This window comes from Rhodococcus sp. 06-418-5 (assembly GCF_002258285.1).
Classification (GTDB): Bacteria; Actinomycetota; Actinomycetes; order Mycobacteriales; family Mycobacteriaceae; genus Rhodococcoides.
In genome coordinates, this window is sequence record NZ_NOYE01000022.1 from 1 (window position 1) to 21451 (window position 21451).

22 protein-coding genes and 1 riboswitch are annotated in these 21451 nt (G+C 65.2%); of the genes, 14 read left to right on the plus strand and 8 right to left on the minus strand.

Annotated features, from left to right (window positions below; genetic code table 11):
* Positions 1 to 405: 405 nt before the first annotated feature.
* Both CH274_RS18000 and CH274_RS18005 read right to left on the minus strand, forming a co-directional pair.
* Complete coding sequence (locus tag CH274_RS18000; protein WP_176459253.1) at positions 406 to 960, minus strand: DUF6764 family protein; 555 nt, start codon at positions 958 to 960, stop codon at positions 406 to 408.
* Between the two features lie 559 nt (positions 961 to 1519).
* Positions 1520 to 1984 (minus strand): tRNA (cytidine(34)-2'-O)-methyltransferase, encoded by a 465-nt coding sequence (locus CH274_RS18005; protein WP_179275801.1) that lies wholly within the window; start codon positions 1982 to 1984, stop codon positions 1520 to 1522.
* A gap of 33 nt (positions 1985 to 2017) precedes the next feature.
* Between CH274_RS18005 and CH274_RS18010 the strand changes: the two genes are divergently transcribed.
* Genes CH274_RS18010 through CH274_RS18020 form a run of 3 tightly spaced genes read left to right on the plus strand, consistent with a single transcriptional unit; the run spans position 2018 to position 3869 of the window.
* Positions 2018 to 2626: a pentapeptide repeat-containing protein gene (locus tag CH274_RS18010; protein WP_094658393.1), complete on the plus strand. Its 609-nt coding sequence runs from the start codon at positions 2018 to 2020 to the stop codon at positions 2624 to 2626.
* A 56-nt stretch (positions 2627 to 2682) separates the two neighbouring features.
* Entirely contained in the window at positions 2683 to 3540 is an 858-nt protein-coding gene (locus CH274_RS18015; protein WP_094658394.1) for a bifunctional methylenetetrahydrofolate dehydrogenase/methenyltetrahydrofolate cyclohydrolase, read from the plus strand.
* Between the two features lie 11 nt (positions 3541 to 3551).
* Entirely contained in the window at positions 3552 to 3869 is a 318-nt protein-coding gene (locus CH274_RS18020; RefSeq protein WP_045195859.1) for a DUF3017 domain-containing protein, read from the plus strand.
* 16 nt (positions 3870 to 3885) lie between these two features.
* Here the strand turns inward: CH274_RS18020 and metX are convergent, their stop codons facing one another.
* A complete protein-coding gene (gene metX / locus CH274_RS18025) occupies positions 3886 to 5034 on the minus strand; it encodes a homoserine O-acetyltransferase MetX (protein ID WP_373453515.1) in 1149 nt (382 codons plus the stop codon).
* Positions 5028 to 6377, minus strand: coding sequence for a bifunctional o-acetylhomoserine/o-acetylserine sulfhydrylase (locus CH274_RS18030; protein ID WP_082073732.1), 1350 nt, complete (start codon positions 6375 to 6377; stop codon positions 5028 to 5030). Before CH274_RS18030 ends, metX begins: the two co-directional genes overlap by 7 nt.
* Positions 6378 to 6549: 172 nt before the next feature.
* Positions 6550 to 6672, minus strand: a riboswitch (SAM riboswitch).
* 334 nt (positions 6673 to 7006) lie between these two features.
* Between CH274_RS18030 and CH274_RS18035 the strand changes: the two genes are divergently transcribed.
* The gene (locus tag CH274_RS18035) at positions 7007 to 8146 is read left to right on the plus strand and encodes an MFS transporter (RefSeq protein ID WP_032398222.1); all 1140 of its coding nucleotides are present in this window, start codon (positions 7007 to 7009) and stop codon (positions 8144 to 8146) included.
* A gap of 12 nt (positions 8147 to 8158) precedes the next feature.
* Here CH274_RS18035 and CH274_RS18040 read toward each other — a convergent pair whose 3' ends face one another.
* Positions 8159 to 9202, minus strand: coding sequence for an ABC transporter substrate-binding protein (locus CH274_RS18040; RefSeq protein WP_094658395.1), 1044 nt, complete (start codon positions 9200 to 9202; stop codon positions 8159 to 8161).
* A gap of 172 nt (positions 9203 to 9374) precedes the next feature.
* Between CH274_RS18040 and CH274_RS18045 the strand changes: the two genes are divergently transcribed.
* The 9 genes from CH274_RS18045 (at position 9375) to yhjD (ending at position 17306) form a co-directional block, all read left to right on the plus strand.
* Positions 9375 to 10049, plus strand: a complete 675-nt coding sequence (locus CH274_RS18045) for a response regulator transcription factor (RefSeq protein WP_094658396.1) — start codon at positions 9375 to 9377, stop codon at positions 10047 to 10049.
* Entirely contained in the window at positions 10046 to 11020 is a 975-nt protein-coding gene (locus CH274_RS18050) for a HAMP domain-containing sensor histidine kinase (RefSeq protein WP_032397471.1), read from the plus strand. The genes CH274_RS18045 and CH274_RS18050 overlap by 4 nt, the downstream gene beginning before the upstream one ends.
* A gap of 88 nt (positions 11021 to 11108) precedes the next feature.
* The gene (locus tag CH274_RS18055; protein ID WP_094658408.1) at positions 11109 to 12539 is read left to right on the plus strand and encodes a DUF4153 domain-containing protein; all 1431 of its coding nucleotides are present in this window, start codon (positions 11109 to 11111) and stop codon (positions 12537 to 12539) included.
* 40 nt (positions 12540 to 12579) lie between these two features.
* A complete protein-coding gene (locus tag CH274_RS18060; RefSeq protein ID WP_094658397.1) occupies positions 12580 to 12864 on the plus strand; it encodes a DUF6412 domain-containing protein in 285 nt (94 codons plus the stop codon).
* 62 nt (positions 12865 to 12926) lie between these two features.
* Entirely contained in the window at positions 12927 to 13265 is a 339-nt protein-coding gene (locus CH274_RS18065; protein ID WP_143546610.1) for a DUF6412 domain-containing protein, read from the plus strand.
* A 63-nt stretch (positions 13266 to 13328) separates the two neighbouring features.
* Positions 13329 to 14231 carry a membrane protein insertase YidC gene (yidC, locus tag CH274_RS18070; protein WP_094658399.1) on the plus strand — a complete coding sequence of 301 codons (903 nt, stop codon included), beginning with the start codon at positions 13329 to 13331 and terminating at the stop codon, positions 14229 to 14231.
* Between the two features lie 71 nt (positions 14232 to 14302).
* Positions 14303 to 15109: an exodeoxyribonuclease III gene (locus CH274_RS18075; protein WP_082074005.1), complete on the plus strand. Its 807-nt coding sequence runs from the start codon at positions 14303 to 14305 to the stop codon at positions 15107 to 15109.
* 72 nt (positions 15110 to 15181) lie between these two features.
* Positions 15182 to 16222 carry a tryptophan--tRNA ligase gene (trpS, locus tag CH274_RS18080; RefSeq protein WP_094658400.1) on the plus strand — a complete coding sequence of 347 codons (1041 nt, stop codon included), beginning with the start codon at positions 15182 to 15184 and terminating at the stop codon, positions 16220 to 16222.
* A 64-nt stretch (positions 16223 to 16286) separates the two neighbouring features.
* Positions 16287 to 17306 (plus strand): inner membrane protein YhjD, encoded by a 1020-nt coding sequence (yhjD, locus tag CH274_RS18085; protein WP_179275802.1) that lies wholly within the window; start codon positions 16287 to 16289, stop codon positions 17304 to 17306.
* A gap of 22 nt (positions 17307 to 17328) precedes the next feature.
* Here yhjD and CH274_RS18090 read toward each other — a convergent pair whose 3' ends face one another.
* The gene (locus CH274_RS18090) at positions 17329 to 18639 is read right to left on the minus strand and encodes a D-alanyl-D-alanine carboxypeptidase family protein (protein WP_094658401.1); all 1311 of its coding nucleotides are present in this window, start codon (positions 18637 to 18639) and stop codon (positions 17329 to 17331) included.
* A gap of 240 nt (positions 18640 to 18879) precedes the next feature.
* Here CH274_RS18090 and CH274_RS18100 point away from each other — a divergent pair, with 240 nt between their 5' ends.
* Positions 18880 to 19296: a hypothetical protein gene (locus tag CH274_RS18100; protein ID WP_094658403.1), complete on the plus strand. Its 417-nt coding sequence runs from the start codon at positions 18880 to 18882 to the stop codon at positions 19294 to 19296.
* Between the two features lie 36 nt (positions 19297 to 19332).
* Here the strand turns inward: CH274_RS18100 and CH274_RS18105 are convergent, their stop codons facing one another.
* Complete coding sequence (locus tag CH274_RS18105; RefSeq protein ID WP_032397466.1) at positions 19333 to 19995, minus strand: response regulator transcription factor; 663 nt, start codon at positions 19993 to 19995, stop codon at positions 19333 to 19335.
* Positions 19980 to 21449: a sensor histidine kinase gene (locus tag CH274_RS18110; RefSeq protein WP_094645346.1), complete on the minus strand. Its 1470-nt coding sequence runs from the start codon at positions 21447 to 21449 to the stop codon at positions 19980 to 19982. The genes CH274_RS18105 and CH274_RS18110 overlap by 16 nt, the downstream gene beginning before the upstream one ends.
* Positions 21450 to 21451: the final 2 nt, after the last annotated feature.

Sequence of the window (21451 nt, forward strand, 5' to 3'; positions counted from 1 at the left end):
TAATGCTTGTATTTGATGTCGTGGGTGATCCAGCTCCGATGGACCTCGTAACAGGCGTTGATCTTGCGGGCGGCCTGCCGATTCTCCGCACGCGCGGCAGCGGTCAACGCCTCCAGTGACACAGCTGGCAGTGCACCCATCTTTCACCCCCCGGTGAGCAGCATTTCAGAACGTGCGTTCGAACCGAAAGAAGACTAACCCGGGCCACCGACAAGAAACGGAAGGGCGGTTGGGGAGTGCCGACTTGTATGCCCGAAGGCGGTGATCGGCCGGTGTACGGGCTGTCGTCACGCCGATCGAGAAGTCCGGCCACACCGTATATGTCGGCGGAGCCGATTACCTCGACGAGTTCGTGTCGGGGTAATCGGCTCCGTTCGACTGAATATCTGTTGTGGAACCGGGCAATCAGCTACCGAGGACGCAGAACTGGCCGCTCGTGAGGTTCAGTGCCAGAGACAGGGGTCCCACACAATCGACGCCCTGAGCCTCCGAGGTAGCGCCGGATCCCCACCCGGCGACTGCGAGGGTTGTCTGCCCGGCATCGGCCCACGAGTGCGCGATTCCGCCACCGAGTGCCAGTGCGTAGGCAGTGCCCGCATTCTTGCTCGCTCCGAGGGCGACGCCGTATCCGTTGGCGTACGTGGTCGTCGCGCCGGGGCCGTCGTTGACGCTGACTGCGGTGCCACTGTCGGCAGCACCTGCGGTGGCCCGTCCGGTGCCGTTCGAGGTCGCTCCGCAGCTCGCGGTGTCGTCGACCTGGATGTCGTTGGCCGAAGGCGGAGACACGCAGTTGACGGGGGCTGCCGACGCAGTGGCCGTGCCCGACAGGGCGGCGACCGTCAATCCCGAGCCCATGGCGAATATTGCTGCGGTGCGGGCAATTCGACTGGAGAACCGACTGGATGTGCGCGCGGAGGAGGAGTTGGCGGACGAGAAACGGGGCAGGGAAACAGAGAACAAAAGAAAGCTCCTTCACGAGCGAAAACGGGCCGGTGCGGCACACGGTACCCCGCCCCGCCAGTCCATGGCAGCAAGCAGGCGCAGTTTGTGTAACGGTGCCGCAGGCATCCGGTGACGGATCGCCGTAGAAGTCCGGTTTCGCGCACCCCGGCTGCCGCGGTTGGGACCGTCCGAGGCATGTTCAAGTCGCCATCGTGCTCGGTGTCCGATGCGGCGAATTCTGTTCCATCTCTTGATATTTCAGTGCATCGAACAGATCTCTTGCTCGTGCCCGAGGTGGCTGGGGGCTCCGAGCGGCAGCAATCCTGGATGCCGGGCGAACGAAAGAAAATCGTTACCGGGCAGCTGCCGATTGTCGCCGACGATTTGTCGACGCTCACAATGAGTTTCACCTCCGACATCGGAGGCGCCCGTTCGCCTCCGTCGGAGAGTTCTACGGAGTGGTGCAGGTCGTGCACCGGCATCCTGACAACCGCATCCGGGTCGGCAACACGGTCGGTCGGCCGCGAGTACGGCGTCGCCGGCTGTCCCGGTCAGCGCGCGTTCCGACGCAGTCCCGTCAGACGCTGCCTTCGTACCCGTGCTGGCGCCATGCCTCGTACATCGTCACTGCTGCCGCGTTCGCCAGATTCAACGATCGGCGGCCCGGAATCATCGGAATACGGAGTCGATCGGTCACGTGTGGGTCGTCCAGGACGTCGTCGGGCAATCCTGTGGGTTCGGGTCCGAACAGGAGGACGTCGCCGGGTTCGTACGCGACGTCGGCGTAGGACCGGGAAGCGTGCGCGGTGTAGGCGAACACGCGGGTCGGTGCGAGCGCCGACCAGGCCGAGGGCAGGTCCGAGTGCACCGTCACCGAGGCCAGATCGTGGTAATCCAAGCCTGCCCGCTTGAGTTTCGGCTCGGACATGTCGAAGCCGAGCGGGCCCACCAGATGCAGTTCGCAGCCGGTCCCGGCGACCAGGCGTATTGCGTTGCCGGTGTTCTGTGGAATGCGGGGCTCGAAGAACATGAGTCGAAACACCCGGTTCACTCTGCCATCACGAGCCCGGGAAGTATGGGGCAGGTGGACGACGAACAGACGATCGGTGACGATTTTTCCGACACGCGGCTGGACGGGCAGGAGTGGACCGGCAGGCAGTTCGTTCGATGTACTTTTCGCGACGCGGACATGAGCGGCGTCCGAACCGACTCGGTGGTGTTCACCGAATGCGACTTCACCGGTACCGACCTGACCGAATCGGTTCATACGAACTCTGCATTTCGATCGTGCACTTTCACTCGGACCAATCTGCAGCACAGCACTTTTCGCCATTCGACCATGATGGGCTCCGTGTTCGTCGACAGTCGCATGCGTCCAGCGACCTACGACGAAGTCGACTTCACCCTCGCATCGCTGGGCAACGCGGACCTTCGCGGCCTCGATCTGACGGGGTGCCGGATGCGGGAAGCGAACCTCGTGTCCGCAGACTTCCGGAAGGCAACCGTGCGCTCGGTCGATTTCTCGGGTGCCCGGGCAATCGATGCGAAGTTCGACGAGGCGGATCTTCGTGGAGCCGTCGCCGACGCATCTCTGTGGGTGAGCGCGAGCGTGCGCAACGCGAAGATCGAACTGATGCAGGCGGTGGCCTATGCGGCAGCTCATGGGCTCGTCGTCGAGGGTTGACGGTGGTGATCGGACCGGTGCGCCGCTGCTGACGCCGAACCTGGAACAATGACCGGGTGACTGCAACGATTCTCGATGGCAAAGCGACCCGTGACGAGATATTCGTCGATCTCACCGCCCGCGTGGCAACGCTGCGTGAGAAGGGCATCACCCCAGGTCTGGCGACCGTGCTGGTGGGCGATGATCCGGGTTCGGCCGCGTACGTCCGGGGCAAGCACAACGACTGCGCCAAGGTCGGCATCACCTCGATTCGTCGCGATCTGCCCGCGGACATCACCCAGGCAGATCTCGAAGCCGTCATCGACGAACTCAATGCCAACCCCCAATGCACCGGCTACATCGTCCAGCTGCCCTTGCCGAAGCATCTCGACGAGAACGCTGCGCTCGAGCGAATCGATCCGGACAAGGACGCCGACGGTCTGCACCCGATCAATCTCGGACGGCTGGTACTGGGCAAGGATGCCGCACTGCCGTGTACACCTCGCGGGATCGTGCACCTGCTGCGCCGCTACGACGTTGCTCTCGACGGTGCGCACGCGGTGGTTATCGGCCGCGGAGTGACGGTGGGGCGACCCATCGGCCTGTTGCTCACGAGGCGTTCCGAGAACGCAACAGTGACGTTGTGCCACACCGGAACTCGTGACCTGGCCGCCGAGGTCTCACGCGCGGACATCGTCATCGCTGCTGCCGGAGTGCCCGGGTTGATCACTGCGGACATGGTCAAGGCGGGTGCTGCGGTGCTCGACGTCGGGGTCACCCGCACCGAGGACGGACTGCGCGGCGACGTTGCAGGCGATGTCGCGGAGGTGGCCGGATTCCTGTCGCCCAACCCCGGCGGTGTCGGCCCGCTGACCCGGGCCTTCCTGCTCACCAATGTCGTCGAGCGCGCCGAGCGCGTCGCTGCCGAGAGCTGAGCGAACCGGACGTGAACCATCCAGAGGATGCGCGGCGGGAGCTCGACACAGGATTTCGCGCTGCAGTCACGCGCAATCTACCGATCGTCGCAGTCTCGGTCGTCGTCCTCGCCGCGCTGATTCTGGTGCTGGCCGATCGCTGGCGGCGCGGCGCATTCATCTTCGGATGCGCTGCACTGCTGGCGGCTGTCCTGCGGCTGTGCCTGCCCGAAACACGAGTCGGCACACTGCAAGTGCGCAGTCGCGTGTTCGATGTGCTGGCGCTGGGCTGCGTCGGCGGAGCGATCGTCTTTCTGTCGCTGTCGATCGATCCGCTGGGGACCGACTGACCGTGCCCCGGCGGTGTCAGCGCCGTCCGAGGCGGGCCAGCTCCATCGTCTCGGCGAGCAGCTTCGCCACCGAATCGGCCTCGGTGAGGAAGCCGTCGTGTCCGTCGCGAGACTGGATCACTTCGAGTCCGCGGCACTGCGGGAGTTCGCGAGCGATCTCCTTCTGCAGGCGAAGCGGATACAGGCGATCGGAGTCGACTCCGCCGACGATCGTCGGAACCGGCGTGGACGCAAGGGCTTCGGCCACTCCGCCGCGGCCACGGCCCACATCGTGACGGTTCATTGCCTCACTGAGCAGTACGTACGTCGCCGCGTCGAACCGGTTGACGAGTTTGGCAGCCTGATGCTCCAGGTAGCTCTGTGCGGAGTATCTGCCGCCGGCCCACGGGTCTTCGTCGTTCTGCGGTGTGTTCCCGAACCTGTTGTCGAGTTCGCTCTCGGTCCGGTACGTCAGGTGCGCGATGCGTCGCGCGATGCCGAGTCCGGCGGTCGGCGAGGTGCCGGTGTCGTGGTAGTTGCCGCCGAGCCATCCTGGATCGGCCTTGATCGCGGCGATCTGTGTCGTCTGGGTACCGATCTGGTCGGCAGTTGCCCTGGCGCCGACTGCCAGGACCAAGGCGGCCGCCACTCGGTCGGGATGGCCCACGATCCATTCGAGAGTGCGCATCCCGCCCATCGAGCCGCCGACGACGGCTGCGAACCGCTCGATTCCCAGTACGTCGGCCACGGCCGCCTCGGCAGCGACCTGATCACGGATGGAGATGTCCGGGAAGCGAGATCCGTACGGCATGCCGTCGGGAGAAATGCTGCTCGGGCCCGTGGTCCCGCCGCAGCCGCCGAGCACGTTCGTCGCCACGACGCACCACTCGTCGGTGTCGATGGGGCAGCCGGGACCGACCATTCCGTTCCACCAACCGGGCAGAGCGTGATCGGCATCCGGCGGACCGGATACATGCGAGTCCCCGGTCAGGGCGTGCTCGACGAGCACGACGTTGCTGCGGTCGGTGGCGAGTTCGCCCCAGCGTTGCACCGCGACGGTGACCTGGGGGATTCGAGCGCCGTTCTCGAGATCGAGACCACCGATGTCGATGGTTCCCAACCGCCCGTCCGGAGACGGAAGTACCGCCTCCGGACGAACGCCTGTGTCGCAGCTGTGGCTCAAGATGCCGCCGCGCTGAATCCGACCTCGAGGTCGGCGATGATGTCGTCGATTCCCTCGATGCCCACGGCGAGACGCACCAGGCCGGGGGTGACACCCGACGCCAGCTGCTCTTCCGGAGTCAGCTGGGAATGGGTGGTGGAAGCGGGATGGATGACGAGTGAGCGCACGTCTCCGATGTTAGCGACGTGGCTGTGGAGAGTGAGTGCGTTGACGAACTTCTTGCCCGCGTCAACGCCTCCCTTCAGCTCGAACGCGATGATCGCGCCCTGCCCCTTCGGCAACAACTCCTGCCCGCGCTGGTACCACGGCGAGGATTCGAGTCCGGCGTAGTTGATCGAGACGACGTCGTCGCGACCGGCGAGGAAGGCGGCAACCTTCTGTGCGTTCGCCACGTGCCGCTCGATCCGAAGGCTCAACGTTTCCAGGCCCTGGCTGATGAGGAAGGCGTTGAACGGCGAGACCGCAGCACCGATGTCGCGCAACAGTTGAACGCGTGCCTTCAGCGCGAATGCGGGCGCACCGAGATCGGCGAACACGACGCCGTGGTAGCTCGGATCCGCGGTGGTGAAGTTGGGATGACGGCCCTGCGTCCAATCGAACGTCCCGCCGTCCACGATGACGCCCGCGATCGCGGTTCCGTGGCCGCCGAGATACTTCGTCGCGGAGTGCACCACGATGTCGGCCCCGTGCTTCAACGGCTGCAGCAGGTACGGCGTCGCCACCGTGTTGTCCACGATCAGCGGGATGCCGTTCTCGTGGGCCACGGCCGAGATCCCCGGGATGTCGAGAATGTCGTTCTTCGGGTTCGAGATCGACTCGCCGTAGAACGCCTTGGTCGACGGAGTGATCGCGGCACGCCACTGCTCGAGATCGTCGGGATCGTCGACGAACGAGACGGTGATGCCCAGCTTGGGGAGCGTGTAGTGGAACAGGTTGTACGTGCCGCCGTAGAGCCGCGGGCTCGACACGATGTGGTCGCCTGCCTCCGCGAGATTGAGGATCGCGAACGTCTCGGCGGCTTGACCCGATGCGAGCAACAACGCCGCGACTCCACCTTCGAGGGCGGCGATGCGCTGCTCGACGACATCCTGCGTCGGGTTGATGATGCGGGTGTAGATGTTGCCGGGTTCTGCCAGGCCGAACAGGGCAGCTGCGTGATCGGTGTTGTCGAACGTGTACGAGGTGGTCTGGTAGATCGGCAACGCACGAGCCTTGGTGGTGCCGTCCGGAGTCTGGCCCGAGTGGATCTGCTTGGTCTCGAAGCTCCAGTCGGCGGCAGGATCGGTGAACGGATCCTCGGTGGGGGCCCCGGTGGCGTCGACGACGTCCGGTGTGGAATCGGTCATGGCTGGTGATACTCCGTTTTCTTTGGACGAGTCCGTCTAAGACGATTCGAATGTCGAATGAAGCTCGAGAAGTCGAGCGCTACGGGGCGTATCGGTACAGCAACACATGAGAGAACCTCCTGACAGGCTTCGGACCCTGGGGGCCGAAGGTTCAGTGGGTCCGCTTCCTGCGGACCCGCGCTTGTCGATACGGCACTCGCATACCGGATCGGCCTGGTCGTTCACCCGGGGCACCCCACCGCGGTTGGAGGGTTGCCGGCCAGCAAGCCGGGGCTCGATGCTGGCACTCATGACCTGGCGAATATCCTAGCGGGTGACGGCACATCACCGGAACAAGGGCTCGGCCGGAACTCGAGCAGATGCTCGGGTGAGGACTATCACCGCTCGTAGACGCGAAAACGGGACACCTTCGGGAAGACAATTGACCGGAGCTACGTTCCTGCTTCGGTCGGCCTTCTTTCACAGGCTCGACTCCAGGACGCTTCCTCTGCCCCCGATCTCCACACGAAGGTTGTATTGCTGTGACTGTCACCGATTCCGCTCTTGCCCGAGTCAGCGCTGCGCGCGGCAAGGTGTCGAGTGGCCTGAGTGTCAGTCACCGACCGCACTCCACCCGCCGCAAGCTCGCGATGCTGGCTCTGTCCATCGGCGGCTTCGGAATCGGCACCACGGAGTTCGCGTCGATGGGTCTGTTGCCGGACATCGCGACGACGATGGGGATCTCCGAGCCCTCGGCCGGCCACATGATCTCCGCGTACGCGCTCGGTGTGGTCGTCGGTGCCCCGACCATCGCAGCCCTGGCTGCCCGCGTTCCGCGCCGGATGTTGCTGTTGGCGCTGATGGTGGCCTTCACCCTCGGAAACCTCGGCACCGTGTTCGCGCCGAGCTTCGACGAGCTGGTGGCCTCGCGATTCGTTGCGGGTCTGCCGCACGGTGCGTACTTCGGTGTTGCGGCCCTGGTCGCTGCCCACCTCGCCGAACCCGGCAAACGAGCCAAGGCCGTGGCGATGGTGATGATGGGACTCTCGGTCGCCAACGTCGTCGGCGTACCGGTGGCGACCTGGATCGGGCAGGCGCTGGGATGGCGCAGTGCGTTCACTCTCGTGGCCGTCATCGGTGCCCTCACCGTCGCCGCGCTCGTTCTCTGGATGCCGCGACTCGACGCGATGCCGACCACCAGCCCCATCACCGAGCTCGGCGCACTGCGCCGCAGCCAGGTGTGGATGACCCTGTTCGTGGGCATCGTCGGATTCGGCGGCATGTTCGCGGTGTACACCTACATCGCGTCGACGCTGACCGATGTCGCCGGGCTGGCCCGCGCACTCGTCCCGGTCGCCCTGATGATCTACGGCCTGGGAATGGTCGCCGGAAACTACGCGGGCGGATGGCTCGCCGACCGTTACCAGCTCAAGGGCACCTTCGTCGGCCTGGCCGCCACTGCCGTGTTCCTTGCGGTGTTCGTCGTGGCCGCACACAACCCGATCACCGCGCTACTGCTGGTGTTCCTCATCGGTGCGTCCGGCTCCTCGGTGGTACCCGGTCTGCAGACGAGGTTGATGGACGTTGCCGAGGACGCCCAGACGCTCGCCGCATCGCTCAACCATGCCGCGTTCAACCTGGCCAACGCCATCGGAGCGGCAGTCGGTGGTGCCGTGATCGCCGCCGGATTCGGCTACACGGCACCCGCCGCTGTCGGCTCGGGCCTGGCGGTGGCCGGTCTCGGTGTTCTCGCCACCGCCATGTGGATGGACAAGCGTTCGGCGGCGTAGAGTCGCGCCGAATCAGCCGGTGATGGTCGCGGCAGTTCCCCCGAGAGCTTCGGTCAGTGCCGGGGTGAGCTTGTCGATCACGTACGGCAGGCTGAGCACGCTGGTGAAGTAGATCGCTCCTGCCGTCACACCGTCGGTGAACACGAGGTTGCCGTCCTTCACCGGCTCGAGTGCGTTGTACACCGCTTCCTTCTCCAACTGTGCGCGGTCGCCGGGCTCCTCGGTTCCCCAGATCAACACGTCGGCCGCGTTCAGAACCGACAGGTTCTCCAGCGGGATGCTCGCCTGCGCACTGCCGTCGGCAGGCACGTACGCGTCGATGTCATCCGGGATGACGAAGCCCAGTTTCGTCAGGAAGTCCGTGCTCAACCCGTCCTGGTACGCGATCGCCTTGCCCTCGTAGAACGCGTTCTGGAGGAAGATCGCCTTCTTGCCGGCAAATTCGGGGTGGGCGGCCGCAGCGTCGACGAACTTCTGGTTCACGCCCTCGATCAATGCGTCGATCTCGGACTTCTTTCCGAGTGCACGGCCGATCTTCTCGGCCTGGATGTCCCAGGGTTCGAAGTAGGCAGTCGATGCGTCGGACTGTGCGAGCGTCGGCGCGATGTCGCTGAGCGTGCTGTAGCTCTCCGCCGTGAGACCTGCGTTGGTGGCGATGATCAGATCGGGCTCGAGTGCGGCGATCTTCTCCGTCTCGAATCCGTCGTCGTTCGAGAGCACCTCGGGCTGTGCGTCGCCCAACGCTGCCTGGGCCCACGGCCAGGTGGCGTACGGCTGGTTGCCGTACCACTCGGTGACCCCGACGGGTATCACGCCGAGTGCCAGGACCGTGTCCTGCTCGGTGTACCCGGCCACCACGACGCGAGTGGGCTCGTCCGGGACGACGGTCTCACCGAACGCGTGCTCGATCGTCACCGGGAACGCCTCCGAAACGGACGCGCCACCGGCCGTCGGCGGTGCCTCGTCGGCGGAACTCGAGCATGCAGTCAGCATCCCCGCGGTGGTCAGCGCAATCGCGCACACCGCCCAGGTTCGGTGAAGAGGTCGGATGAGCATCGAGACACCTTTCGTAAGGGTTGGCTAACACAGGGAAGGGTAGCCCACCCTAATTTCGACGCGTCACCGAGTCCGCCTGCCCCCGCGACGGGAAACGAGCTGCTCGAACCTTCACCGAACCTCCACATTTCCCGACGGGCTCCTCCACGTGCGCCCTCTAGGGTCGATTCTCATGAGCCGCACAGTTCTCGTCGTCGACGACGAGCCCACGATCTCCGAGGCCGTTGCCGCCCGGCTGCGCGGCGAAGGGTACGAGGTCGTCACGGCCGCCGACGGCCCGTCCGCCGTCGACGCGTGCGCCCGGATCGATCCCGACGTGGTGGTGCTCGATTTGATGCTGCCCGGGTTCGACGGGCTCGAAGTGTGCCGCCGGATTCAGGCGTCCCGCCCGGTGCCGGTGTTGATGTTGACGGCCAAGTCCGACGAGACGGACATGCTCGTCGGCCTGGGCGTCGGCGCGGACGACTACCTGGGCAAGCCGTTCAGTATGCGCGAGCTGGTCGCTCGCGTACACGCCCTGGTTCGGCGTGCCGAGCGTGCGGTGGCCGTCGAACCACAGGCAGTTCGAATCGGTGACGTGCAGATCGACCACCGGGAACGACGCGTGACCAGTCCCTCCGGCGACATCCATTTGACCAGAACGGAATTCGACATCCTCGCCTATCTGGCCGCGCGGCCGCGCACGGCAGTCTCGCGTGAAACCCTGCTGTCGGAACTGTGGGGCTGGGACGATTCGGCCAGTAGCAGGACGGTCGATTCTCACGTCAAAGCGTTGCGGCGCAAACTCGGTGGCGATCTCATTCGCACCGTGCACGGCGTGGGCTACGCCGTGGAGTCTCCGCGATGACGCGAATGCTGCCGCGACCGTTGGATCCGTTGCGGTCGTTCAAGCTCAAGGTCTCGCTCGTCGTGGGCACAGTGTTGGTCCTCGCGAGCGTCGTGTTCTGGATCGGGGCGGGTTGGCAGTTTCGCTACACCCTCCTCGCCGCGCTCGTCGTGTCCTTGGCCGCAACCCAATTCGTCGCCCACGGGATGACGTCACCACTGCGCGAGATGACTTCGGCCGCCAAAGCGATGGCGCGAGGCGACTATTCGACGCGAGTGCGGGCGACATCCAGGGACGAGGTGGGGGAGTTGGCCACGGCGTTCAACACCATGTCGAGTGATCTGGAAGCAGCCGAGAAGTACCGCCGCGAACTCATCGGCAATGTCTCGCACGAGTTGAAGACGCCCATCGCTGCGCTGCGTGCCGTGCTCGAGAACATGGTCGACGGGGTGACCGAGCCGAATCCCGCGACGCTGGCGGTGGCGCTGCGCCAGACCGAGAGACTCGGAGATCTGGTCAGCGAACTGCTCGACCTGTCGCGGGTGGAGGGCGGTGTGCTCACCATTGCCCCGGAGGAGTTCGCGGTGCGGCAATTCCTCGAGGATGCGACAGCCGTGCACCGCGAACGTGTGTCGATCGTCGTCTCGCCCGGTGATTCGACTGTGGTGGCCGACCGATCTCGCATGACACAGGTGATCACCAACCTCGTCGACAACGCCGTGCGGCATTCCCCCCATTCGAGCACCGTGACGATACGGGCCCATCGGATCGGCGGGGCGTATGCATTCGACGTCGTCGACCAGGGTCCAGGCATCGCGCTCGCCGATCGCCATGCGGTGTTCGACCGATTCACCCGCGGCGGATCCACCGACGGTGGAACAGGTCTGGGCCTCGGCATCGCCCGCTGGGCCACCGAACTGCACGGCGGAACCATCGAAGTTCTCGACAGCGAATTCGGCTGCCACATCAGAGTGGCCATCCCCGAACACTGACTTGCTCGATCCATCCGAACCGCGACTGCACGTCCACGGACCGCAGCCGCCGACCTTCCATGCCCGAAACACAGAAGAAGGAAGCGCCATGACCACGATCGACACTCCGGTTCATCCGACAGCGAAGCACGGTCGCTCTTTTTGGGGGCCTCGCACCTGGCCGGTGCTGCGGTATGCGCAGGCTCCCCGTGCGGCGCTGATCGGGGCCGCTGTCGCCGGGCTGATCGGTTCGGTGACGCTGGTGAACAACATGTTCGGTGTGCTGATCACCGCCCTGGCCGTCGTGGGCGTTGTGCTCGCAGCGCGCAGCGGCAGGCTCACGCGGTGGGAATGGGCGGGGGTGGCAGGAGTGCTGGCATTGGCGAGCGTGTCGGTACTGCGCGAGGCCGAGTGGATCGTGACGATGTCGACGACGCTCGCCATCGTGGTCGCGGTGGTGGTCCTCTCTCGTGCCTGGACATGGACGGGAATCGCACTCGGCGCTCTGGTGCCGGCCCTTCTGCCGGTGCGCGTGGCTCGGTGGACCCGACGCGGAGCCGGTTCGATCGATCTGGAAGGGCCACGGCCGGTGCGGATCGGCATGGTCTGCATTGTCACGATCGCGCTGCTCGTCGTGTTCGCGGCGTTGTTCGGTGCGGCCGACAAGCGTTTTGCGGATGCGCTGAGTGCGGTGACACCCGAGTTCGATGCCGCGTCCGTCGTCGGGCGCATTGTCGTTTTCGTTCTCACCGCAGCAGGTGCGCTCGCCGTCGCCTACGTCGCGCTGCATCCGCCTCGGTTCGATCGGCTCGCACCGTCGCCGCGTCGAACAGTGCAGTTGTGGGAGTGGATGGTTCCGCTCGGGGCGGTGGTGGCCCTGTTTGCCGTGTTCGTGGGGTTTCAGGTGCCGACGTTGTTCGGCGGGCAGGGACACGTCCTCACCACCGAGGTTCTGACCAATGCCGAATACGCCCGACAGGGCTTCTGGCAATTGCTCGCGGTCACGGTACTGACACTGCTCGTCATCGCTGTGACGGTCGCGAAGGCTCGACGAGAAGACCGGGGAGATCGCATCGCACTGCGGGCGTTGCTCGGAGCGCTGTGCCTGCTGTCGTCGGTGATCGTTGCGTCGGCCCTGCATCGAATGTCGTTGTACGAGCAGCAGTACGGCTACACGACGCTCAGGTTGTTCGTCACGGCTGTCGAGTGGTGGCTGGGATCGGTGTTCGTACTGGTTCTGGTGTCGGGCGTGCGGATGTCGGGGCGCTGGCTACCGAGAGCTGTGGGCGTCGGTGCAGTTCTGACCGTGCTCGCGCTGGCCGCCCTGAACCCGGATGCGTACATCGCTCGGCACAACGTCGATCGCTTCGAGCAGACCGGACGCATCGATACGTCCTACGTGGGTGGGTTGTCGGCCGACGCCGACGCGGAGCTCGACCGACTGCCGAAGTACGTGCGTCCGTGTGTACGGGCCCGCGGTCCGGTCATCGTCGGCGACACCTGGCACCTGTGCACGGACCCCTCGGTATCTGTACCCTGAGCAACGACTCGGGTTCAGTGACACATCAGGGAGGTGCGCGATGCGATACCAGAGCATGGTCGTCACCTCGCTGCTTCTCGTGGCGCTGCACCTGACGATGCCGACCGCAACCGCAGATTTCGCCCTGCTTCTCGTTGCGGCACTGACGACGCTGATGCTGCTCGCGCACCGCGTCGATGTTCCGGCACTGCTGCGCCTGCTGCCGATTATCGGCCCCGCCGCAGAGGAACGCCACCAACGAGGTGCGTTCCGGCGTCAACATCGACCGGATGCGCCTGGACGCGCGCAGCCGCGCGCGCCCGGTATGCCGGTGGGGGCACTGTAGCTCGAAAGTTCCCCCACGCCTTCGCAACCCGTTGTCCGCGAGGCTGTCACGAGGAACCGAAGATGCTCGATTCTCGACCTGTCCACATGGCGATTCGACGCTACGCCGGGACGCTGGTCGGCGTCCTGGCCGTCCTGCTCGTCGTCTTTGCCGTCGTCGACGCCCAACCCGCCGCACAGATAGCGATGTTCGGTGCGCTGGTCGCGGCGTCCCTGGTCGTGCTCGGTGCGCCGTCCGACCTTGCACTGATCTCACCGCTGTCGTCGTGCGCTGCAGGCGCCGACGGGCGGCGACTTCGGGGATCGTTCCGCAGGCAACAGCAACCCGATGCGCCAGGTCGCCCCATGCCCAGAGCACCCGGTCCGGTCCATGGACCGGACCGGTGGCTCCTCTTCGTCTGAGCCACTGCGAGATCCGGTCGAGACGCCAACCGACCGACTTCTCTCACAGTGAGGTGCTCCACCATGCTCGATTTCGTCTACTATCCCGTCTCCGCCGTGCTGTGGTTCTGGCACCGAGTCTTCGGGTCCGTGCTCGGCCCCGACAACGGTGTCGCCTGGGCCTTGGCGGTGATATTCCTGGTGTTCACACTTCGGGCGCTGCTGATCCAGCCGTTCGTCGGCCAGATTCGTTCGCAACTCGCCATGAAGAGGCTCCGACCACAGATCGAGGCCGTACAGAAGAAATACTCCGGGGACCGTGCTCGGCAGGCCGCCGAGATTCGGAAGTTGCAGCAGGAGCACGGTTTCAACCCGTTGATGGGGTGCCTGCCCCTGCTGGCGCAGGGCCCGGTTTTCATCGGTCTGCTGCACGTGCTGCGCTCGTTCAATCGAACCGGAACCGGATTCGGTCATCTGGGTATGACGGCGCAGGAAAATGCGAACACTGCGAATTATGTCTTCAGCGCCGCCGATGTGCAGTCCTTTCTCGACGCACGCCTGTTCGGCGCGCCGATCTCTGCAGCCGTCAACAGTTCTCGGGAGGTGCTCGAGGCCTTCGGTCCGTTCGGGGGAGTGCCGTCGGTGTGGAGCATCGCGTTCGTGGCGGTCCCGTTGATGATCGTCGCTGCGGTGGCCACGCACATGAACTCGCGGGCGTCCGTCGCCCGGCAGGACGCAGCGGCGCTCGCCAACCCACAGACCGCGATCATGAACAAGCTCGTGCTCTGGGTGTTCCCGGCGGGCGTGCTCGTCGGCGGACCGGTGCTTCCGGTCGCGGTGTTGTTGTACTGGGTGAGCAACAACATCTGGACCTATGCCCAACAGCACCTCGTCTACCGACGCATCGACCGGGAACCGAGTATCTCGCCGGAGGTCACATCGGTGGTCACCGCCCCGAAACCAGGGGCAAAGCCGAGGCGACGGTAGGAGCCTGCGGGAACGACCTCGATGTGCAGCCCACGTCCCGTGTGTCGGTGGGCTCCGCTACCGTCGTCGGCGTGCCGATCACTGTCTCCACTGTCAACGTCAACGGAATTCGCGCTGCTGTTCGCAAGGGCATGCTGCCGTGGCTCGAGGCCACCGATGCCGACGTCATCTGCTTGCAGGAAACCCGCGCCAACGACGGGGAACTGACCAAGGCGCTGGCCCCGGCCCTCGATGCGGGCTGGCATCTGGCCTCGGCGGAGCCGTCCGCGAAAGGCCGCAACGGGGTGGCCTTGCTGTCGAAGGCGGCTCCCGATGCCATTCGTACCGGTATCGGGGCCGTCGAGTTCGCCGATGCCGGTCGCTACATCGAAGCCGACTTCGGCGACGTCACCGTGGCCAGCCTGTATCTGCCGTCGGGCGAGGTGGGTACCGAGCGTCAGGACGAGAAGGAACGTTTCATGGCGGCATTCGCGAAGTACCTGGCGAAGACGGCCAAGTCCGCGAAGTCCGAGAATCGCGATGTGGTGGTCTGCGGCGATTGGAACATCGCCCACACCGAGGCCGATCTGAAGGCATGGAAGACCAACCGGAAGAACTCCGGTTTTCTGCCCGAGGAACGGGAGTGGGTGTCGCGGTTGCTCGCCGAGAAGGCCCCGTGGACCGATGTCGTCCGGGTGTTGCACCCGGGTGTCGAGGGTCCGTACAGCTGGTGGTCCTACCGCGGCAAGGCCTTCGACAACGACGCCGGCTGGCGGATCGACTATCAGTTGGCCACCAGTGATCTGGCCGAGCGTGCCAAGGAAGCGATCACCGAGCGGGCCGAGGCGTACGACCAGCGATGGTCCGATCATGCTCCGGTAACCGTGCGCTATCGCTAGAGCGGAGCCTGCGGAGTGACGATCTCGGCAGGCAGGAAGTGGGCGTCGATGGGGTCGTGAAAAGATTGCATCATGTCTTCTTCCGACTCCATCGACACTCCGCAGGGTCCGCGTCGGCGGGTGCTCTCCGGCATCCAACCGACTGCCGATTCGTTCCATCTCGGTAACTACCTGGGTGCGGTGCGGAACTGGGTGGAGTTGCAGGACGAGTTCGATGCGTTCTACTTCATCCCGGACCTGCATGCGATCACCGTGCCGCAGGATCCCAAGGAGCTTCGTCGCCGTACCCGTGTGGCCGCAGCGCAGTTGCTCGCCGTGGGCATCGATCCGGAGAAGTCGACGCTGTTCGTGCAGAGTCAGGTGCCCGAGCATGCACAGTTGGCGTGGGTTCTGAACTGCATCACCGGATTCGGTGAAGCTGCGCGGATGACTCAGTTCAAGGACAAGTCCGCCAAGCAGGGTCGCGATCACACCAGCGTCGGACTGTTCACCTATCCGATTCTGCAGGCCGCCGACATCCTGCTCTATCGGCCGAATCTGGTGCCCGTGGGTGAGGATCAGCGGCAGCACCTCGAGTTGACTCGCGATCTGGCGCAGCGTTTCAACACGCGGTTCAAGAAGACGTTCGTCGTGCCCGATGCGCACATCATCAAGGGCACCGCGAAGATCTTCGATCTGCAGGATCCCACCGCGAAGATGAGCAAGTCCTCGTCGAATCCGGCGGGCATCGTCAACATCCTCGACGATCCGAAGGTGTCGGCGAAGAAGATTCGTTCGGCCGTGACGGACAACGAACGCGACATCGTGTTCGATCCGGAGAACAAGGCGGGCGTCAGCAACCTGCTGGTGATTCAGTCTGCCCTGTCGGGCGCGAGCATCGACGATCTGGTTGCCGGGTACGCGGGTAAGGGGTACGGCGACCTCAAGTCCGACACCGCCGACGTTCTGACCGAGTTCGTCGTTCCCCTGCGGGAGCGGATGGACGGGTTCATGGCCGATGTGGCCGAACTCGATCGCATCCTCGCGGCCGGTGCGGATCGAGCCAGGGAGTTGGCGAGTCGAACGCTCGCTCAGGTCTACGACAGGGTGGGTTTCCTGCCGCCGGGTGCATAGCATCTACGGCACACCGCGGCGACACGATCCGACAGCAGGCGACGACAGCGAGAAGGTGAGTGCCATGCCAGATTTCAAGGCGATCCTCGAAGACCGGCGCAAACGGTGGCCCTGGCTCGATCACACTGTTGTTGCGGCACAGCGGTATCAGGGTCAGAAGGGCGATTACTACGCGGCAGGCATGACGTACTTCAGTGTGTTGGCCTTGTTCCCACTGCTGATGGTCGCCTTCGCGATCGCTGGGTTCGTGCTGGTGAATCAGCCCGAGTGGCTTGCCGAGATCCAGTCGCAGATTGCCGAGAACGTTCCCGGCAGTTTCGGCGAGACGATCAATTCGCTGATCCAGACGGCCATCGAGTCACGGACCAGTGTCGGCATCATCGGTCTGCTCGGTGCCTTGTATGCGGGTCTCGGTTGGATCGCGAACCTGCGCGAGGCACTGACCGCCATGTGGGAGAGCCAGCACGAGCAGGGTGGATTTCTGGCTACCAAGGCCAAGGATTTCGCTGCGCTGCTGGGGCTGGGGACCGCGCTGGTGCTGTCGTTGGCGTTGTCGGCACTGGCCGGAGGTGGGCTGATGCGCAGCATTCTCGAGTGGGCCAATCTCGATTCCGTCCCGGGAGTGGGCGTGGCCCTGCGCGTCTTCTCGATTTTTCTCGCGCTTGCGGGCACCTGGGCGTTGTTCACCTGGGTGATCTCGCGTCTGCCGCGCGAGCCGGTCTCGTGGCACAGCGCAGCGAAAGGAGCCTTGCTCGCTGCCGTCGGGTTCGAGATCTTCAAGCAGCTCGGTGCCATCTACCTGGCCTCGGTGACGAGTGGCCCAGCAGGGGTGGTCTTCGGACCCATCATCGGTCTGCTGGTGTTCGTGTTCACCACGTCACGGCTGGTGCTGTTCTCCACGGCGTTCGCTGCGACCACTCGCGAAAGCCTCGCCGAGGCGCATGTTCCGGCACCGGAGCCGGCGGTGATCAACACCAGGGTCGAGGTCAGCGAAGGGCCGGGTGTGACGGGCGGTCTGGCGCTGGTGGGTGCCGGTGCCCTCGCTGCTCTCGGCGTCGCAGGATTGCGCAACAGACGCCGCTGATCGCTCTGTCGGTCGAGCCGGCTCAGCGGTTGCGTGACAGCCGTCGAGCTCCCCACAGCAGCCCGATCACCACGATCGAACCGATGACACCGATCGCGATGCGAACGACGGTGTCGCCTTGGGCCTGCATCTCCGACTGGCGGGAGCTCGACCTGGACGCCGATGCGGGCGGCTGGGCGAGCGTCGGACCGGCCGCGGGCGTGCGCGTACTCGTCACCGCGGATGTCGATCGCGGCTCCACGAGTTCGCCGACGCCGCGGCCGGAATCGAGCGCGAACCCGTAGTCCAACAGGCGGGCCGCTTGCTCCCACGGCCGGATCGGCAACACGTCACCCTTCATGATCGTCACGACCAGACGCCTGCCGCCCCGCTCTGCTCCTGCGACGAATGTCTGGCGCGCATCGTCGGTGTACCCGGTCTTGCCGCCGAGAGCTCCCTCGTAGTTGTAGAGCAGCTGATTGTCGTTGGAGAGGGTGAACCCGGGCCGGTCTTGGTCGTCCGGGATCGCTGGGTCCTTCGGGTAGCCGGGAAACTGAACGGTTTCGGTCGAAATCAACTGCGCGAAGGTCGGATTGCGCATGGCCGCGCGGTAGATCAACGCCAGGTCGTAGGCAGAGCTCGCCATGCCGGGACCGTCGAGACCGGACGGCGTGGCGGTGCGCGTGTCGAGCGCACCCAGTTCTGCGGCCTTGGCATTCATTTTCTCCACGGTGGCCGCGTCCCCGCCCAACTGCCTGGACAACGCGTGTGCTGCATCGTTTCCCGATGCCATCACCAGACCCTGCATCAATTCGAGATTGGTGTAGACACCGTTCTTCCCGATGCCGACGGCACTGCCCTCGGCGTCGGCGTCCTCTGCGGTCGCGGTGATACGAGAGTTCAAATCCAGCTCGTCGAGGGCGACGATCGCAAGCAGCACCTTGATAGTGCTCGCCGGCCGGTACCGACCGTGCGGATCCTTGGCGGCCAGTACTGAACCGGAGTCCATGTCGGCCACCACGAACCCGGTGGCCGAGATATCGGCAGGCAACGGGGGAGCCCCGTCCGGCAGCACCGCCCCACATTCGGCGAGCCGGTCGCCGCCGACGGCCTCGGCGGGAATCGGGAGTGGTTGCGGGGCAGTGCTTCCAGGTGCCGGTACCTCGGACAGGTCGATCGCCGGGGGCGGTGACGCGGCGAACGGGCAGCTGTCGGTGTCCGGCGTCGTGAACGGCGGTGTCGTCGTCGGAACCGGAGGCTCGGCGGCCGGCTGTGCCAGGGCAGGTCCAGCACCGATTCCGACGAGCGCAATCGATACCGCACATACAGCCGCGAAACTTCTGATCCTTTTCATCGCGAATCACCATAGGCGCTCGGGGGTCGGTCGACGTGGCGACCCACCGGCGAGTATCACCCGAACCACCCTGGTTCTCGTCCCGACATCGTCACCGGCAACGGTCGAACGTCGACCCACGAGCCCGTCGCGAGTATGAGAACTCGCTCATGTTGTGCTCCTTCGGTTCTCACGTTCGACCGCGATCGTTGAGTCATCACCGAAACGGTGGCCCACAGAACTCGGATCGAAGGAGCAGACATGAGAATGCCAGGAAAGTTCATGATCGTCGGTGCAGCAGCCGTTGTCGTCACCCTCGGAAGCGTCGGCGCACTCGCGATCGCCGACGACGACCCCACCCAGCAGCGTCCGTCCTCGATCTCGGTGGAACAGCCGCTGCCGGAGGCAGATTCGGCTCCGAACCCGCCGGCAGCTCCCCAGCAGCCCGCGCCGACCCAGATCCCGGACGACCGCTACGACGACGACTGGGACGACCGCAACGACGACTGGGACGATCGCAACGACGATCTGAACGGTCGTGACGACGACTGGGACGACCGCAACGACGATCTGGACGGTCGTGACGACGACTGGGACGATCGCAACGACGACCTCGACGACGATCTGGACGACGACGATCTGGACGATGACAACGACGACAACGATCGGGACGACTGATACTCGATCGGTGGCGTCGGCACCGGCCGACGCCACTCATGTCTCGGACAGTCGGTATCCCATGCCGCGGACGGTCTCGATTCGTGCGGCACCGAATTTCGCTCGGAGGTAGCGGACGTAGACGTCGACGACATTCGATCCAGGGTCGAAGTCGTAGCCCCACACCTGCGACAGGAGTTGCTCTCGTGAGAGGACCTGTCCGGGGTGGCGCATGAAGGTTTCGGCCAGGGCGAACTCGCGGGCGGACAGGTCGACGGTGCGGTCTCCCACCACGGCCCGCCGGGTACGCAGGTCGAGGGTGAGGTCGGCGACCGCGAGCTGAGTGGTGTCGACGGTTCGTTTGGTGCCCAGGCGAACTCGGATGCGCGCCAGCAGTTCCTCGAATCGGAACGGCTTCGCCATGTAGTCGTCGGCACCGGTCTCGAGACCGGACACCACGTCCTGGACGCTGTCGCGTGCGGTCAACACGATCACCGGTATCTCGCACTGCTCTCCGCGCAGTCGCTGCAGTACCTCGAAACCGTCCATGATCGGCAGGCCGATGTCGAGTACCACCAGATCGAAGTCACCGCTGCGGGCGTGTTCGTACGCGGACCTGCCGTCGGAGACCGTCGTCGTGCTGAAACCGCTCGCCCTGAGCCCCTTGTGGACGAACGAAGCGATCCGGGGTTCGTCTTCGGCGATCAGGATGCGGGCCATGGTCGATCCTTCTGTGGGGGAGGGGAATCGGGCAGGGGAATCGTGATGGTGAACGTGGCCCCGTGCCCCGGAGCGCTGCCGACACTGACTCGCCCACGGTGGGCCTGTGCGATGGCGGTGACGATGGACAATCCGAGCCCCGCACCCTCGGTGCGTCTGGTTCCGTTGCGGCCGCGGGCGAAGCGCTCGAAGATTCGTTCCTGCTCGTCACGCTCGATTCCCGGGCCGGAGTCGGTGACCCAGAAGCGGATGTCACCGTCGGACAGTTGCGATCCGATGCCGACACGACCGCCGGGGATCGTGTGGTGAGTTGCGTTGTCCGCCAACGCCAGCAGTGCCTGGGTCAGTCGTTGCGCATCCAGCGGCGCGTGGACCGTTGCGCTCGCCTCCAGCACCCATTCCCGGTCGGCGAGGGTGGTCACCTTCTCGAACACGCTTCGAGTGAGGGCGTCGACATCGGTGTCCACCGGCGTGACGAAGCTCGTCTGGTCGGCCCGGGTGAGCAACAACAGGTCGGCGACGAGTCGATTCATCCGATCGAGTTCGTCGTCGACGAGCGCGACGGTATCTCGAACGTCGGCGGGGTCCCCGTGGTCGAGCACGTCGAGATGACCTCGAACGATGGTGATGGGAGTGCGGAGCTCGTGGCCGGCGTCGTCGAGGAATCGGCGCTGACTCGCCGCGCCGGACTCGATGCGGTCGAGCATCGAGTTCAGGGTGTCGATCAGGTCTGCGATGTCGTCGCCTGGACCCGTCGTTCTGGCGTCGGTGATTCGGCCGGACAGGTCGGTCTCGGTGATCGTTCTGGCGGTGGCGGCGATGTGTCTGATCGGCGACATGATGCGGCCCGCGACGAACCATGCCCCTACTGCGGCCAGCACCGAGGTGACGCCACCGACGACGAGCATCAGGGTCGCGGTCTCGTCGGCCGAGGCGCGTTCCTGATCGGCGAAGTAGGCGGCGACCACGACGCCCGGCACCGGGTCGCCCGCCAGCGAGACCGGCACCGCGAGGTACACCACTTCGCCTGCCGCGCTCGAATACGAACCCTCGACCGGTGCGGTGACGGAGCCGACCTCGGCGGTGAAGCCGGTGTCGTCGGACAGTCGCACCGGTGCCTGCTGCCTGCTCTGTACGGCGAACGCACCGTCCACGTAACCCAGGAACTTCTCGTTGGGGCGGGCGAGGTTGTAGGTGATCACCACGCGGAGAACGTCGTTGATGTCGTCGAACGGTGCGCCGGTTCCCGGATCGACGCCTGCGTCGGTGAGGGTGGTGAACTCGGCGATCTCGGTGCGCAGAGATTCGCGCATGCGATTGTCGGTCGCGCGGATCATAAGCAGCCAGGTGGTGACGGTGACGGCCGCGAGAGATGCCAGCACCAACAGCAGTACCCACGAGAAGATCCTGCTCCGAGCGCTCGTCGGGCGCAGGGCGAGCAGTCGCGTCCGCATCA